Here is a 15,944-nt window from a genome sequence, read left to right as displayed (position 1 = left end):
AATTAGGTGAAATAACTATTTACATGTTAATTAGACTTTACGTTATTATTAATCCTTATTTTTTTAAATGCAATATTGGTCCGGTTCCAGGTATAGGTGAGTGCAACGCCATCTGGAGTAGATACAATTGCAGGATAAGAATATTCATCTCCATCCTTGCCATCTTCAAGCTTTAAAGCCTCTTTCCAACTTTCACCATTATCCATCGATAATGCAAGATTAAGCGCTTTCCTTGACCCCCAGTTTTTATTATCCGGATTATATAATAAGGCTAATGTGCCATCGGCAAGCTGCACCAGATCGATCCCGCTATTGGGGTTAGGTAAATTCGTAGCATAGGGTTTATTCCAAGTTACTCCATAATCCTCTGAATCACTCCTATAGATATAACCACCACTAGTCCGCAGAAGCATATGCACCTTGCCCTTCTCTGACTCCCATAGGGTCGGCTGGATCATACCTTCTCCACCCAGGCTATCTACATCAAATGAAAGAAAATCAGTTTTTTCCCAAGTCTTGCCCTCATCTTTACTGATGTCTACAAAAGACCGCCATACACCCGATTCGTCAGAAGACCCCGCAATCCAATAGCCATTGGACAATACGATAGGCTTATTCCTCACCGGCCCTCGCCCTCCACGATCTCCCGCTACAAGTTCCTCAGGCTCTGACCAAGATTCTCCATTGTCCGTAGAAGTGATATACCAAGTTTCCCAAATGGCAATCTCTGCCCCTACTTTAAAGAAAAGCACGATTTCTCCATCGTTTTTACGAAACAATACGGGATTCCAATGTGGCTCTTCTCTAATTTTGGCGACCTCTTTAGGAAAAGACCATGAATCACCATTCCCCTTGGTGAGCCATATACCTACATCATTGTGCTTCTCCTCGGTGCCACCAAACCAAGCCACCAAAAATTCATCATTGTCCAACGACACCAATGTAGATGCGTGGGCTTGCTCAAAGGGTTTGTTGTCGGGCAATACAAAAGATGTCTGCTCCATAGTCACTTGATCGGCCTTTTCCTGCCTACATGCGTAGAAGGTCGTCAGTAAAAGTGCCAAGGCCGAAGATAAAAATACTCTCCTCATCATTATTTTGGGTTATTTGGATACTTCAAAATTAAAGTAAGATGATTGTCAATCTTTCTAAGAAATTATCATCTTTATTGCGGATATTAACATCTACAGCAGTCAAACTGCTGACCATCAATGTATCAATTCAAGATATCTCCCCATCCAGTAAGGTAGCAGCCATATATCACCCGCACTATTCTCCGCACGTCCACCGTTCCCACCATCCAGGGTGAACCGATTAGCATTATGCCTTGAAATCTTTAACTCGTCCGGAGGCAATACTTCTTTCGTAAATTGGTTTCTAAAATTACTCTCTAGCAATTCAATATCCTTTCTGTGGCTATTCTTGATGTTCCAATGGATAAGATCCAAAGGATATTTCTGCAGATACCATACAGCATCGTGCATTCCACAGTCATCGATACCGGTCATCGCTGTTATAATATTCCATAGTGCTTCCTTTTCCGGAAGCTCAATTTTCCAATGATCCAAAATCGCTTCTTTATATTTTTCTTTGAGATCATTATTGAAGGCATAACGATACAAGCCCCAATATCCCAAGAAATACATTTCATCATCCGAATGATTCCAATACACGGAAAGCAATTGACTCAGATCATCTTCGTTGTCATCGGATTTACCGATCTCAGCCATAGGGTGCATCAAATTCTCAAGATAACCGTGTTTATCCATCAGTTCTAAAGCTTTGGCTTTAAAGATTTCTTTTTTAGTAAAATGATAAGCAGTTTGCAGCATCGCAATAATATTAGAGGAGTTTAACTTTCGATCCCCTACATTTTTTGAGAAACCATTTACATACGCCGGATTCCATTTCCCCCATTCTGTTGGTTTTCCATCGAAATCAATCAAATAAAAATCGTGTTCTACGATATGTGTCATCAGTGAATCGATCAAACGGATTGCCTGCGCTTTAATCTCCCGATCCTCTACAATTTCCGCGACTACGCCAAATGCAAAAATATGCCCTATGGCTTCATCAGAACTTGTCGTTGCTTTCCAATCCCAATCCGTATAAGGCGATCTTTGCCAGCGTTCAGGGTCAGACAACTCGTTAATATGTCCGGTGCGCTCAAATGAGCGTGCGGGAAATCCTTTTATGGGATTAATACCATATAAGCGATCCATCGCATCTAAAGATTCGCGCGTATTCTGCAAAGCTTCAGGGTCTTTCGTAACGGCATACCGAAATGCCTGTCCGGCAAGATACATGGACGTCCATAAACCATCATTGTCTGAATCACTCATATAACCGGTAGAAATATCGCCATTATTTAGGCCCGAGAGGGTCGAATTAAATCCATTTCGGATATGCCTCGATCTCACCTGCTTTTCGAAAAAGGTAGCTTTTTCTGCTAATGTCATATTCTTCGAAACAATTTTTGATAGTCCTTGCTCCGTAAGAATAAGTAGATTCCCGTCGGTACCCAACTTGATATCTATTACCCCATCGTCCTGCAACCAGCGCTTACTTGCATAATACTTAATCTTGCCGCCCTTATCTATTCGAAATGCACCTTGCTTACTACCTACCCACAGTTCTCCCCGCAAACTCTTCACCACTTGGAGCTCAAGAGAGGGTAATTTCTGATTTTTATAGGCTAAGGAGTAAGCCTCATTTAAAAAATGAAGTCCCTCATCTTTGTGCGCAATCACCAACTCTTTCCCATGCTGGGTCATGGACACAAAATTATCACCTTTATAAAGTGACCGTATTTTTTTACTGTTCGGTTCTCCCAGAAACAGTTCGTTTGCCGTTAGAATAAAAAATTGCTGCAGATGACTACCCCTCATCAATTCTATAATACTTCCTTGCGGCAAAGTTGTGGCCCACAACGACTTTCCATCTTGCAGATATTGAATCTTATTTTTGCTATAAACGATAAATTCTGTTGTGGACAACGGCACCATTCCTATCGCATCTTCTACATCGTGAGGTATATAAAGGTCTCCTGCCCAGGCATTACTAAAGATGACTTTCTTATCCAGATAGACAAATTGTCCATCTAACTGGGCTATATCGAGAATAGCCTTGTCTTGCATAAAACGATAGGTGTTATCATCTACAATAGCTCCCGGCCATAATAATTCTCCGGCGGCAAGTTGTTTGAGTCTACCGTTGCTTAGAAGCTGAATATTGCCATTGCGATCAGACTCTACGGCATGTGATGGAGTCGTAGCCACATATTTTATTGCATATTCCTGTACGTAAGGCACATCCCGATGAGTAACCTGCGCATAAAGCGAAGACCATAGCACACCCAATGCCATAGATATTAATGTTCTTTTCATAGTATATGGTTTTTAAAGTGAGTTCGGATCTATAATGACATGTTCAATAGTTTTAGATTCTCCTGTCTTATGATGAGAATAAGTCAAATGCACGATACCTTTACTGGACACAATCATTGCGGGGTAAGAGAAACTACCCGTATGGGCTTTGTCTTCGACAATAGGACCCAAATTCTTCCAGGTCTTACCCTCATCTTTGGACTGATAGAGCGATAAGCGGTATCTCCCTTTCTCCGTATCGTTTACGAGCAATAGCCAATTCTGCTGTGCTACTTTCACAACTTCTACACTCGCTGTACTCGCGATATCAATCTCTTGACTGGCAGTCCAGCTTAATCCTTGATCTGTGGAGATGCTATAGTGTAGCAGTGCCGGCTTATCTCCGGTATCCCGCATATAGGCAAAAATTTCTCCTTTGGAATTTTCGATGAGGGCAGGCTGGATATTACCCCTGCCGACAACGGGCAAACTGGGTTTCCAATGCAGACCATCATCATCTGAATAAGCCATTAAGGAAAAGTTCAACCCGTCCGAGTACACCGGCAACAATAAACGTCCCGAAGAAAGCAATAAGGGTTTTATACGTGTCATCCAGCCGAAGGAGCGTTTCATCAAATCTTCAGAGGCTTTGATTATCATTTCATCATACTTCGGGGCATACTCTGCCCATCCATGGTCGACAACAGGCAATTCTTTGAAACGTTTCTTCACCTCATCTACAAAAAGGGCACCCGGTTTGAGCAAAATATTATCCTGCCATGTCCAATTCACCTGTTCTTTATCAAAGTCTGTGCTGCTCTTCACACGCAAAATAGAGTATTCCCATCTGTTGGCATGCACAGCAATCCATACCAGATGGAGCTTGTCTTTATGTATAAACAATACCGGGTTACAGTCAGGCAACCCATCAGTATCGGCCAATACATAGGGCGCTCCCCATTTCTTCTCTTTTAAAGAATATTTTGCTCCCATAACCTTGACGTCATCAGCAGTCCGCTCTCCGGATCCCTGAAACCACGCAGCCAATAGGTTTCCATCGGGAAGCTCTACAATGGAACTGCCATGGACGTGTTGTGGCTGCAACGAAAAAATAAAATTACGCTCAGCAACCTTAAAATGGCTCTGCTGGCTAAAAGCCAGAAAACAGCATGTCATGCATAAAAATGCTACATAGATTCTTTTCATATTAGTCTATTTTAATTAATTCAAATTCATCAATCTTAGTACCGAGGCTATCTACACTTGTAAAATACAAAGTCTCCCCGTTTATTTTCACATGTTGGTACAGGTACCCTTGGTGTACAGCGACCTCTCCGGTCTTCGCCTTTACATTCTCTCCTTTTTTCTTCGTGCCTACAGACATGACATAGACCGGCGAATCAGATGATGTTGACTTCGGAGCCGTTCGGTGATAGTAATGAAAATGTCCGTTCAATACCAAATCAACCTTATACTTCCGAAACAAAGGTTCCCATACCTGGATAATATCGGTATACGTACTTTCAGAAGTATGGGGCGGAAAATGGAATACCGCTATTTTGAAACGCTCTACACTGGCTTTCAATACATATTCAACCCACTGTTTCTGATCTTCGACTGAAATAGTCACCGCATCCAGCATCAGGAAAAGTGTATTGCCATAAACAAAGTGATAGCTAAGGCCTTTAGTCTCTTTATGAGGACCGTTATGCGGATATTTCAAATAATTGAGATACATCGCCGGAAATAATCCCTCTTGACTGTCGTGATTGCCCGGCACTGCCATAAAAGGGCTATGGTCAAATAAAAGACGTCCGGCATGCAACAACTGATCCCAATGATCCCTGTACAAACCTGTATTGACCAAGTCTCCTACCTGTAGGTAAAATTTTGCATTTGGAAACATCTGCTTCCACCTTGGGAATAGATGTCCCCATCGCCCATCATTGTGAATATCTCCAAACCAACCAAATTCAAAATTGTCATCGCCTGAATCGGTGGTAAATGTATACGCAGGACTTTCCGTTACTCCAGATAAAATACGAAATCCATAAGTAGTCCCGGCCTTAAGACTGGTTAGAGACACCTGAAATCTTTTTATATCCGGGTCATTGGCTAACAGTACATCGTGGATAACCATTTCATTGGCTTGTACGGTCATCGTATCTTGCAGCCCTTGTTGCCAATAAGCTACGGAGCAACTTGCTACTTCTATTCCTGTACGCCAACTGATATCCAATGAAGTCTTGGGATCACCTGTCCACGTCCGTATAAGTTGGTCCGGTTGAGATGTTGCGGGATAATCCGTGTGTCTAAATGCTCCAATAAGATGAGCTTCCCGCGATCGCCCACGGATTGTCGGCAGTATATAGCCTCCTTCAAAATAGTCCGGGAGCGCTGTTAGGGTCAGCTCTTCCCAATCGTGATAAATTACACTCCCTATTTTAACAGGATTTACGTCCTGTTCCTTCGGCCAAATGGGGGTAATCTGTAGGGATTTCTTATTGTCCAAGGCCTTTACAACAACGAAATAGACGTAACGGTGCCTATCAAAACCATTGATTCCCAACTGCACCTTCCCTTTCTGAAACACTTTACGCCACACCTCATAGTTTACATTTTCATTCCTTACAGTATCTGTTGTTTTGTGAAAATCATCTTGTACAAGCCAAAAAGGCACCTCTTTTTGCTGTACATCCCGACAGACAAATACCTCGACATCGGAATTTACCTCAAAGCCCCAATAATCATTTGCCAAGACCCGCAATCCATCTGCATTAAAATAGGGAAGGATTTCTTCTTGGCTTATATCCTTGAATAAGTCGACTTCCTGCCGTTGGTAGATTTGTCTTATCGTCTGCTCCATAACCGCCGGTATACGAGACTCTTTTGGTTGAGAAGAGCAGGACATTAAAACGAACAGACACCACCACGTCAGCAATGGAATAAAGAAATATTGATATAGGGCCTTGTTTTTCATTAATGTATTATTGTGTTCACACCACGTGTCTTAAGTATAGTGAAAGTATCTAAAAGATCCCCATTAACTTTGTATGAAGAAAATATCAATTTATCGTGCTGCACTTCCACCCCGTGAAACAGTTGTGTAAAACTGGCAGATCTATCCATCCAATCGGCCTCTTGAACTTCACTCATTTTTGGTCCAGAGACAGAGACGACATAGGTAGTATGCGATTGTTCGTCCCCAGTCATAGGCACTTTGTCTTTCCCTCTGGCATAGGTATGGTCGTGCCCCTGCAAAACCAGGTCCACTTTATACTTATCAATCAACGGCTTAATAAGGTTTCGCAGCTCTATATTATCCCTATTCTTCTTCGTTGAAAAGATAGGGTGATGAAAGAGCATAATCAACCATGGTTGCTTATTCTGTGCCAAAACCTCTTCCAGCCATTGCACCTGATCTTCTCTATTCTTTTCATAAGTATTAAACATCTCCGTATTAAAGACAACAAATCTTACATTCTGAACATCAGCATAATACGAAGTTCCTTCCAACCCTGCAGCTCCATTATTGGGAAGTTTAAATTGCTTATTCCAATACTCCGAAATCCCGTATACACCAGCATGTGAGTCACCATGGTCATGATTCCCCGATGCAGGCATTATCGGTATAGACTGGTGCATTCCTCCGCTGGCATAAAACCAGTCTTCCCATTCATGGAGATTGTTTCCCCTATTTACAATATCGCCTGCATATAGGATCAGCTGTGCATCTGGAATAGTACGGATAGATTGCTTGGCTATTCGCGACCACATACTTTTTATATTAGATTGCACATCTCCGAAATAGACAAATTTTAGTGTAGCCTCAGAACCACCGGTCGTTGTGAAGTTGATCCACTCACTCCACTTCTCCCCTTGGCCAACCCGATATACATACGTGGTCTGGGCATCCAACCCTTCGAGTAATACAGCATGGTGCCAAGTGCGTAAACCCTTAAATTCCAACAGCTCAGACTTTGCTAGATGGGTTGTTGCTGAATCCGCGATGTTGAACCGCGAATGTTCTCTTGCGATCTGCAAAGTACTGCTCGACATGCTTTCATCTGTTCGCCAACTTACGGACACACTGGTGGAAAGGTCTTCCGAGACACTTAGCACAATCTGATCAGGATACCCGCTGTCTAAAGAAGCCGCATACAAACCTGAATAACAAAACGTTACCCATACAAGTGCAATAAAAAAGATATGTTTTTTCAATAAAATCATCATGTTTAGTTTATTCATTGTTTACCAGATATAAATCAGACCTTAATGTAAATTTTTCTTTTTTCAAGAAAGTAACCGATAGCCCACATCAAAGCCAAAAAACACAGCGCATAAAAGAGGGAACCAATTTCTGGAGGCCCCGGGATCTTCGCACACACCGTATTGTAAAAATACTCCAGTACATTACTCTCTCCTAATGGTTGTTCAAGTGAAGATTGCTGTGGAATACGGACAAGCTCCAACAGGCCGGGAATCATACTGCTCATGATATAGATAAATAAGGGGTTCTTGCCGAAGGTTTCAAAGAATCGTGTTATGACGTTTCGTACGCCTTGTATTTCTATATACCATAATGCCGTCCCCAATGTCAGTATAGCAAGTCCAGTGGTATATAGGACATAGGAACTTGTCCAGATCTTTTTATTGATCGGAAATCCGAGAGACCACGCCCAGCCTAACACCAATAGTATAAACCCTGTAACCATTAGACCAGACACTAATCTAAAATTTGGGTCGGTTCCAAATGGAACTTTCTGCCAGAGCCAATTTATCTGACCTTTCGCCAATATTGATAATCCCACAAGGTAACCAAACAATACTTGTACAACTGATGGTATCGTACTCATAATACCCTCTGGGTCAAATGCAACTCCTTCACCATGATACATATGTGCTGTGCCTAAAATAAACTTATCGACATCCGTTCCGAACCATCCATCTAACCCATAAGGATCAGCATTGCCAAATGCCAGACAAATACCCCAGTAAGCAAATAGCAGGATGGCTGAAAGATAAATTATACCCCTTGGTTTAAAAAAATAGGTAATTATAGATGCAAAGAAATAAGCCAAGGCAATCCGCTGAAGCACACCTAATATACGTACGCCAAGAACTGTATCGCCATTCCCTCCCCAACTCCTGAAATGTAACTCCCCAGTATCCCAATACAGAAAAGGCCACCAATTTAAAAACAGACCAATACCAAAAATAAGTACTGTCCGTTTGATGACTTTCTTCCAGAATATACCTGCCCCAGCCTCTTTCAAACGCGGCACCACAAACGCCATAGCATTGCCCACTGCAAAGAGAAAAAAGGGAAAGACTAAGTCTGTTGGGGTACATCCATGCCAACCTGCATGTAACAACGGCGAAAAAACATGATCCCAGGTACCGGGATTATTGACCAATATCATGAAGGCAACTGTTGCTCCTCGAAAGACATCTAAAGAATAATAACGTTGTTTCATTATCTTTAATAAAAATTACACCTATTTTGCTTACCTTCTCTCTATTTAGAAAGACCGATTCTATTTGCCAGTATCTCGTAATCGTCCCCCAATCTATTCAGTTGATCTTTTGTACTTTGATGAAGCGATTCTTCCCTACTTCTACAGTAAACTCCTATGGGCAGGTTTCGCTGTTGCAGAACGTATTTTGCACTCGTGGGATAGGTGGCGTGCATAACGTCCATATTATCGATAAAGAATTGCTGCACCTGCGACACGTCCTCTTCCTTATCCGGGCAGCCATAGTGATTGCACAGCCAAACGACTAATTCCGGAAAATAATTGCCTTGTATGCAGGACAGGCCTGCAGATCCGGATCTAAGTGTTTCCACGGCATGCACCATGTAGGCATCATAAAGTCCAAAATCTGATACTTCTGCTGTATAGGCAATCTTAGCTTTCACATTTTCAATATCCAGGGAGGTATCCTTATGGTATTTTATCCGTCCGCTTTTGACCAATTTCCCCAAGAATTCCGGAGATATCACTCTTTTATAAGGAACAGGACATTCGTAAAACCCCAACGGAATGTCAGGAGTCAGACTTAGCAGTCGTTCTACATTAGCCTGAAAAGTCTCTTCGGTATCTTCTTCCTTAGCCATCAAACTGGTTATAACAATAACGCTATCTACACCTGTTTTGTATATTTCTTTGATGAATTGGGCTTGCATTTCAATCGGTTGATCAAAAGAGCCCGTGGCTACTACGGAGACTCTTCCATTCACTTTTTCTACGATGAACGCAACGGATGCCAACATCTCTTCTTGTGTAAGATTAAACATCTCGCTGGACAAACAATTGGCAAATAGACCTGAAGCGCCAGCTTCCAAATAATATTCTACAAGGTTTCCTAAAACGCGATAATCTATATGTCCATCCTCTTGAAAGGGCATAAGCATCACAGGAATAAATTTTTTATTACTCCGAACCATAATCTTTATATTGTGTTATTTTATTTTTTTCTTAAAATCCTATTGATATTCCCTACCAAGAAAATCACCAAGGTCCCTACCACGATAATCATATTGGCATGCAAGGTATTCTTTAAGTAACCATATTGTTCGGGGATCAGATAGGAAAATGTCATCCAAAGAATAACGCAAATACCTACAATGGTCCCAATAATAGCATCGTTATTATTGGCTTTTTTGCTAATTAATCCTAAAAGGAAGAGTCCCAGCATTCCTCCTGCAAAAATCCCGGACAACGTCCACCAGACATCCAATAGGCTTTTAACCCCTATCATAGCAATTCCACAGATCATCCCTATAAGTCCTACAATAACTGTGGCGATGTACAATACTTTTAAACTGTTTTTGTCGGAAGATTTTTTATTGAAATATCTCTTATAGATATCCTCAGTAAATACAGTTGCTGACGCATTCATTCCAGAACTAATGGTACTCATTGCTGCGGATAATATAGCAGAGACTATGAGCCCAAGCAATCCTGTAGGAATCATGTGCACCATGAAATGTGGCATAATTTTATCGCCATAATCAGCCGGCTTTAAAGTCGCTGCTAATTCCCGAACTTCTGGATTTTGCACTGTAAGTCCGGATTGTTCTGAAGCTGCTTGCAACTTAATAGCTTCCAAGAGTGTAGGATTTTCAAGATAATAGGTATATAAGCAGGTACCTATTATAAAAAACAGTAATGATACGGGTACATAAATCCAAACGCACAGCCATACGGATTTATTCGCTTCAGCAGGACTACTGGCCGTATGGTATCGCTGCACGTAATTTTGGTCCATTCCAAAATTATTGAGGTTAATAAAAAATCCATATAGTAATACGACCCAGAAAGAGGAATTGACGAAATCAAAATCAAGGGTGCCCAAACTAAATTTACCTTCGGAAAGCCCCACGTCAATTATTTCCTTAAAACCATCCGGCACTTCTTTTACCACGAGGTAAATTATGATAAGTGCCCCTACCGTTTTCAATATACCTTGAACAACTTCTGTCCAGATTACGGCCTCAATCCCACCCATAACCGTGTAAATTACGATACATATCCCGGTAACAACCATAATCGTCACCATACTGTACCCGGTTAAAGCTTGAAGCGTTAAAGAGATGCCGAAGAAAATAGAACCGATACGAGCCAACTGCGTTAATAAAAAACATGCGACCGCATAGGTTCTTGCCCAGGTACCGAATCTCTTTTCTAAATTCGTATAAGCTGATACTTCTCCCGTACTCCTATAGAATGGAACAAAATATTTGGTGGCTAACCACGCCGCCAGCGGCATAGAAAGACTGAATACGAAGGCATTCCAATTACCTCCGAAGGCCTTCCCAGGAACACCCAAAAAAGTATTTGAACTTAAAAATGTAGCATAAATGGATATACCGATAGCCCAACCCGGTATCCTGCCTGCGGCTTTCGTGAATTCATCCGCCGATTTATTCCTCCTCGAGAAGTAGACACCGACCAATACCATGGCTAAGAGATAAGCTATGATTATAAAAATATCTAATAGGGGTAGATTTTTCATAGTTCTAAGTTCGTTAATTCTTTATAACCTTGATATAATGTTTTATAAATAGCGGCTCGTGAGGGATTATAACGATATGTTTTAGAAACTTTTGCCGCGAGTTTTTCTTTGGCCGCACCGATGTTTGGATATGCCCCTGAAGCTACCGAGGCAAAAATTACCGCGCCTAAGGCACAAGTCTGGTCGCTATCTACAACTTGTATATCGCATGCTAAAACGTCAGCCAGTACTTGTACTACAAAAGGTGACTTATTGGGTATTCCTCCCGTAGCAATAACCGTGTCTATAGGTATATTATAGCTTTTAAATCGATCAATAATTGCTTTAGAACCGAATGCTGTAGCTTCTACAAGTGCTTTGAAGATATGCCCTGCCTGTGTGGATAGTGTAAATCCATAGGCACCTGCTTTCTTCTTAAAATCAGCATCCGGTGTACGGCGTCCATTATGATAATCTGTAAATATGAGGTCACCTTCTGTCAAGGGAAGTGATTCGGCTTCTTCAGTAAGGTATTCAAAAAAAGCATTTTCTAAAATTTTTTTCTGTTCATCCGGCAAGGATAATCCATTGAGTTCTTGAATAGGCTTCAACATCATTTTTTTCAACCAATTGTAGGTATCTCCAAATGCAGACTGGCCTGCTTCAAACCCGATCATTCCGGGGTCTATAGAACCGTCTACCTGTCCACAAATACCTTCAACTAAAGGGGGATTATCTTGTCGAGGGACAACCAGCATATCACAAGTGGATGTACCTATCACCTTTATCAAGGTATAAGCTTCGCTACCAGCACCCACCGCACCATGATGTGCATCAATTCCACCAACTGTAATCAGCGTATTTTCATCAAATCCAAATCGTTCAACGAAATGCCCTGAAATTTTACCAAAAACCTGATCCGAAGTATAGGTGTCATAATAAAAGTGATTTATCAAATGGTAAAAAGAGGGATCTAATGAACATAAGAACTCTGGGGAAGGTAACCCTCCATGCGATTCGTTCCACATCGCCTTATGTCCAGCCGCACATCTGTTACGCTTAATTTCTGAAACACTGCTTATGCCGGATAGATAAGCAGGAATCCAATCCGATTGTTCAATCCAGGTAAATGTCTTATTCTGCACACGTGCATCCACACGATTGATATGCAAAATTTTAGACCAAAACCATTCTGAAGAATAGATCCCTCCACTAAATTGTGTATAGTCAATGGACCATTTTTTTGCTAATGCATTAATTTCATCAGCCTCCTTAATGGCTGTGTGATCCTTCCAGAGGATAAACATGGCATTTGGATTTTCTTCAAACCCTTCTAATAAAGACAATGGCCGACATTTTTCATCAATGGCTACAGGTGTAGATCCTGTCGTATTGGTCCCAATGGCTCTGATCTGTTTAACCTGTGCTGGCGAGAGTCCTTGAAATAATGTCGTCAAAATAGCATCTATGGATTCCATATAATCAAGAGGATGCTGTCTATATTGATCGTTTTCAGGTTGACAAAACAATCCTTTTTTCCAACGATTAAAATAAGATACAGCAGTTGACAATATCGTTCCCGTAGTGGTATTCACCAAAAGCCCCCGAACAGAATCTGTTCCGAAGTCCATACCTATTACTAGCTTCTCATCCATGGTGCAATAGGTTAATTTATTCCACAAAAATTCACCTTGATACCTAACATCTCCAAAGTTGCAGCTTTTATCGCAGCCGCTCTCTTCACACCAAAGTCTCCATCTACATAGACCACCTGAATATGATTGGCTTTATGTTTTGCCATCATTTGATTTTGGCTAACGCCATCCAGAACGCCGTGCATAATCGGCCATTGCTTATCTGTCAAATCCCATCGACGTTGAGTTTCAGCTTCTGGGAGTTCAACGACTTTCCCCGTGCCAATATCACAGAAAAGTTCATTGTTCTCGATATATATACGGCTCCAAACAATTTTTCCCGGCCGACTAATCCCCCTTAGTGTTCCTCCTCCTTTTTTAAAGAACATCGCCGGCTGTCTTAAACTATCAGCCCCTTGATAACCATTAATAAAATGAGACGCCGGAGCTGCGCCAGATATTAAAAATACCCATACAAATTCATTTATACCATTAATCAGGAAATCTTCACCCCAACGCAGATCGTGCAATGTATTGTCTCCGTTCAATCCTAATTTATTCCATAAATGATAAGTAATATAGCCATCTATACCGGCACACTCATCGACCTCATTAAAATGTGGCAATGCTACTCCCGGATATAATTCTATTCCCCTGTCATTGTATACCGGTGGGCGGTCTGTGTTATTCAAAAGCCCTTCGACTAAATCACTTGCCGCCACTAAATCTTTCAATCCTTGCTGATATTGAATCCCAATCGTATCACAGCCGAATTCGTCTGCCAATCGTACTGCAGCAATATACATTTTGCATTGCTCAAGTGTCTGTCCTTTCGTTAGGTCCGTGGCTCCATCATACCCCCAATTAAACTTCATGCCTTTGCTCAGCATCCAATTTAAAACCTCTTCAGCCTCTGAGTCTAATACATTCAGCATTTTGGCATATAAAGTAGATTGACTTAATCTTTCTTTATAAATCCCAAGTTTATGAATCAGGTCATCTGGAACAATGGCATTGAACATCCCCATACAACCTTCATCAAAAACGCCCATAATAACCTTGTCTCGTAAAATATTTTCAGCAAATCTTGTGGCCAATTGACGATCTTCAACTGCAAGAGATTCTGCTGTAAATGGATGAACATGTGAACAATCATGAACTATATTTCCCGTCTCTGTCCATTCTGTTAAGCAGTCTATGAAAAAATCATCCGTAAAGTCTTTGCTCCAAAGAAAACTATAATTAACTCCGGCCTTGGTCAATGAACCTGTAAGATTTAATGCCCCAACGAGCCCGGGAAAAGCACCATCCCAGTTAGCAACGATTAAAATAGGCCCTTCATGGCTTATTAATCCGGCTAACACGTGGTGGCTATATTGCCAAACGCTTTCCGCAACAATTAAGGGGACTGCTTTATCTATATCACGAAATATTTTGATTCCAACGTGCTGATAATCTATAAAACCGTGTCCTTTTTCCACATCATAACCATGTGCCCGTTGAATAGTCCAACCTATTTTCTGAAAGGCCGTCTGGAGTTTTTCCTCCATTTTTTGTTGCATAGGCCAGCAACTTAAATTCGCTGACGGTCTAAGATCTCCACTACAGACCAGGGTTGCTTGTTTTTCATTTTTTATTGTCATAATAAAACTATTTTACAATCGGTATTACAAATATCTGGTAAGATCGAAGTAAAAAAGTTTAATAATTTAGCCAATCATTCTAACATATTATCTTAATCTTGTATACGTTGATACATTTTTATATCTTCATTGAGAAAAAATAGACACCTATCATGAAAGCAAAATTTCACAAAGTACCAAAAACAAGTGAACACACTTTTAAAATTAGGCATGATATATTACCCCACTTTGGAACCACATGGCACTATCACCCCGAAATAGAGCTACACTACCTGATCAAAGGGGAAGGTATTCGATTTATTGGTGAAAATATAGCAAACTTTCAGCAGGATGAACTCATCTTACTCGGCAGTAATATACCTCACACTTGGAAATGTAATAGATTAGCCAATCACGACTATTATGTTGAAGCTTTGGTTCTACATTTCCATCCGGAGGCCTTTGGCCATAATTTCCTTAACTTACCAGAGACAAAAAAAATTCCAAAATTACTGGATTTAGCAAGGCAAGGGTTAATAATTAAAGGGGAGTCCAAAAAGAAAATCATTAAATTGATGCATAGAATGAAAGAATCTATCGGTATAACAAAAATCGTCTATTTATTAAGGATATTCGATTTATTGAGCTATAATATCGATTTTGAAATAATCTCTGCAAATTATGCCAGTGCGGGTTCAAATACTTGGGATGAAGATAGGCTAAATAAAGTATTTAACTATACATTCAATAATTTTGAAAAGAATATAAACCTCGAACAAATCGCAGAATTAAGCAATTTAAGTGTAACCTCCTTCTGTCGTTTCTTTAAGAATATGACCCAGAAATCATATTACGACTTTCTCACTGAAATTAGGATCAACCATGCTTGTCGTTTGCTTATAAATACAAATATGAAAGTAGATGCTATAGCAGAAGAAAGTGGGTTTGAAAACACTTCCAATTTTTACAGGCATTTTAAACGTTTAAAAAACAGTACCCCAAGTTCTTATAAAAAAGATTATATAGATATGAACTGAGAGATATCCTCAGGTTTTGTTCATCAGCCAACTTTTGTACTTGATCCTGTACAGTATATAAAGGTTATAATGTAACATAACAAAAAAAGCCACAGCTAATTGCTGTGGCTTGGCTCCTGAAGCTGGGCTCGAACCAGCGACCCTCTGATTAACAGTCAGATGCTCTAACCAACTGAGCTATTCAGGAATTCACACTTTAAATGCAGTTTGACCCGCTTTTCTAAAGTGACACAAAGATAAGGTATAATTTTAATTATGCAAAATAATTTTAAAAAATTCCGGATGGAC

11 protein-coding genes and 1 tRNA gene are annotated in these 15,944 nt (G+C 40.7%); 1 reads left to right on the top strand and 11 read right to left on the bottom strand.

Going from position 1 to position 15,944, the window contains the following annotated elements; genetic code table 11:
* Positions 1 to 26 precede the first annotated feature (26 nt).
* The 10 genes from BM375_RS13885 to BM375_RS13840 form a co-directional block, all read right to left on the bottom strand.
* Positions 27 to 1,094 carry a sialidase family protein gene (locus BM375_RS13885; RefSeq protein ID WP_212611685.1) on the bottom strand — a complete coding sequence of 356 codons (1,068 nt, stop codon included), beginning with the start codon at positions 1,092 to 1,094 and terminating at the stop codon, positions 27 to 29.
* A 114-nt stretch (positions 1,095 to 1,208) separates the two neighbouring features.
* Positions 1,209 to 3,386: a hypothetical protein gene (locus tag BM375_RS13880; protein WP_093366923.1), complete on the bottom strand. Its 2,178-nt coding sequence runs from the start codon at positions 3,384 to 3,386 to the stop codon at positions 1,209 to 1,211.
* Between the two features lie 12 nt (positions 3,387 to 3,398).
* Positions 3,399 to 4,571 (bottom strand): sialidase family protein, encoded by a 1,173-nt coding sequence (locus BM375_RS13875; protein ID WP_093366922.1) that lies wholly within the window; start codon positions 4,569 to 4,571, stop codon positions 3,399 to 3,401.
* A 1-nt stretch (position 4,572) separates the two neighbouring features.
* Positions 4,573 to 6,345 (bottom strand): metallophosphoesterase family protein, encoded by a 1,773-nt coding sequence (locus BM375_RS13870; protein WP_093366920.1) that lies wholly within the window; start codon positions 6,343 to 6,345, stop codon positions 4,573 to 4,575.
* The gene (locus BM375_RS13865) at positions 6,345 to 7,613 is read right to left on the bottom strand and encodes a purple acid phosphatase family protein (RefSeq protein ID WP_093366919.1); all 1,269 of its coding nucleotides are present in this window, start codon (positions 7,611 to 7,613) and stop codon (positions 6,345 to 6,347) included. The genes BM375_RS13870 and BM375_RS13865 overlap by 1 nt, the downstream gene beginning before the upstream one ends.
* A 17-nt stretch (positions 7,614 to 7,630) precedes the next feature.
* Entirely contained in the window at positions 7,631 to 8,842 is a 1,212-nt protein-coding gene (locus BM375_RS13860) for an acyltransferase family protein (protein WP_093366918.1), read from the bottom strand.
* A 41-nt stretch (positions 8,843 to 8,883) separates the two neighbouring features.
* A complete protein-coding gene (locus BM375_RS13855) occupies positions 8,884 to 9,813 on the bottom strand; it encodes a dihydrodipicolinate synthase family protein (RefSeq protein ID WP_093366917.1) in 930 nt (309 codons plus the stop codon).
* A gap of 20 nt (positions 9,814 to 9,833) precedes the next feature.
* A complete protein-coding gene (locus BM375_RS13850; protein ID WP_093366916.1) occupies positions 9,834 to 11,384 on the bottom strand; it encodes a sodium:solute symporter family protein in 1,551 nt (516 codons plus the stop codon).
* Entirely contained in the window at positions 11,381 to 13,018 is a 1,638-nt protein-coding gene (locus tag BM375_RS13845; RefSeq protein ID WP_093366915.1) for a ribulokinase, read from the bottom strand. Before BM375_RS13845 ends, BM375_RS13850 begins: the two co-directional genes overlap by 4 nt.
* Positions 13,019 to 13,029: 11 nt before the next feature.
* Entirely contained in the window at positions 13,030 to 14,547 is a 1,518-nt protein-coding gene (locus BM375_RS13840) for a fucose isomerase (protein ID WP_093366994.1), read from the bottom strand.
* A gap of 245 nt (positions 14,548 to 14,792) precedes the next feature.
* Between BM375_RS13840 and BM375_RS13835 the strand changes: the two genes are divergently transcribed.
* Complete coding sequence (locus BM375_RS13835; RefSeq protein ID WP_093366913.1) at positions 14,793 to 15,656, top strand: AraC family transcriptional regulator; 864 nt, start codon at positions 14,793 to 14,795, stop codon at positions 15,654 to 15,656.
* Between the two features lie 110 nt (positions 15,657 to 15,766).
* On the opposite strand, the gene BM375_RS13830 is transcribed toward BM375_RS13835, so the two are convergent.
* A tRNA-Asn gene (locus BM375_RS13830) sits at positions 15,767 to 15,843 on the bottom strand.
* Positions 15,844 to 15,944 lie beyond the last annotated feature (101 nt).

It is taken from the genome of Sphingobacterium wenxiniae, from assembly GCF_900116225.1.
In the GTDB taxonomy this organism is placed as follows: Bacteria; Bacteroidota; Bacteroidia; order Sphingobacteriales; family Sphingobacteriaceae; genus Sphingobacterium; species Sphingobacterium wenxiniae.
This window is presented reverse-complemented; position numbering and strand designations above follow the sequence as displayed.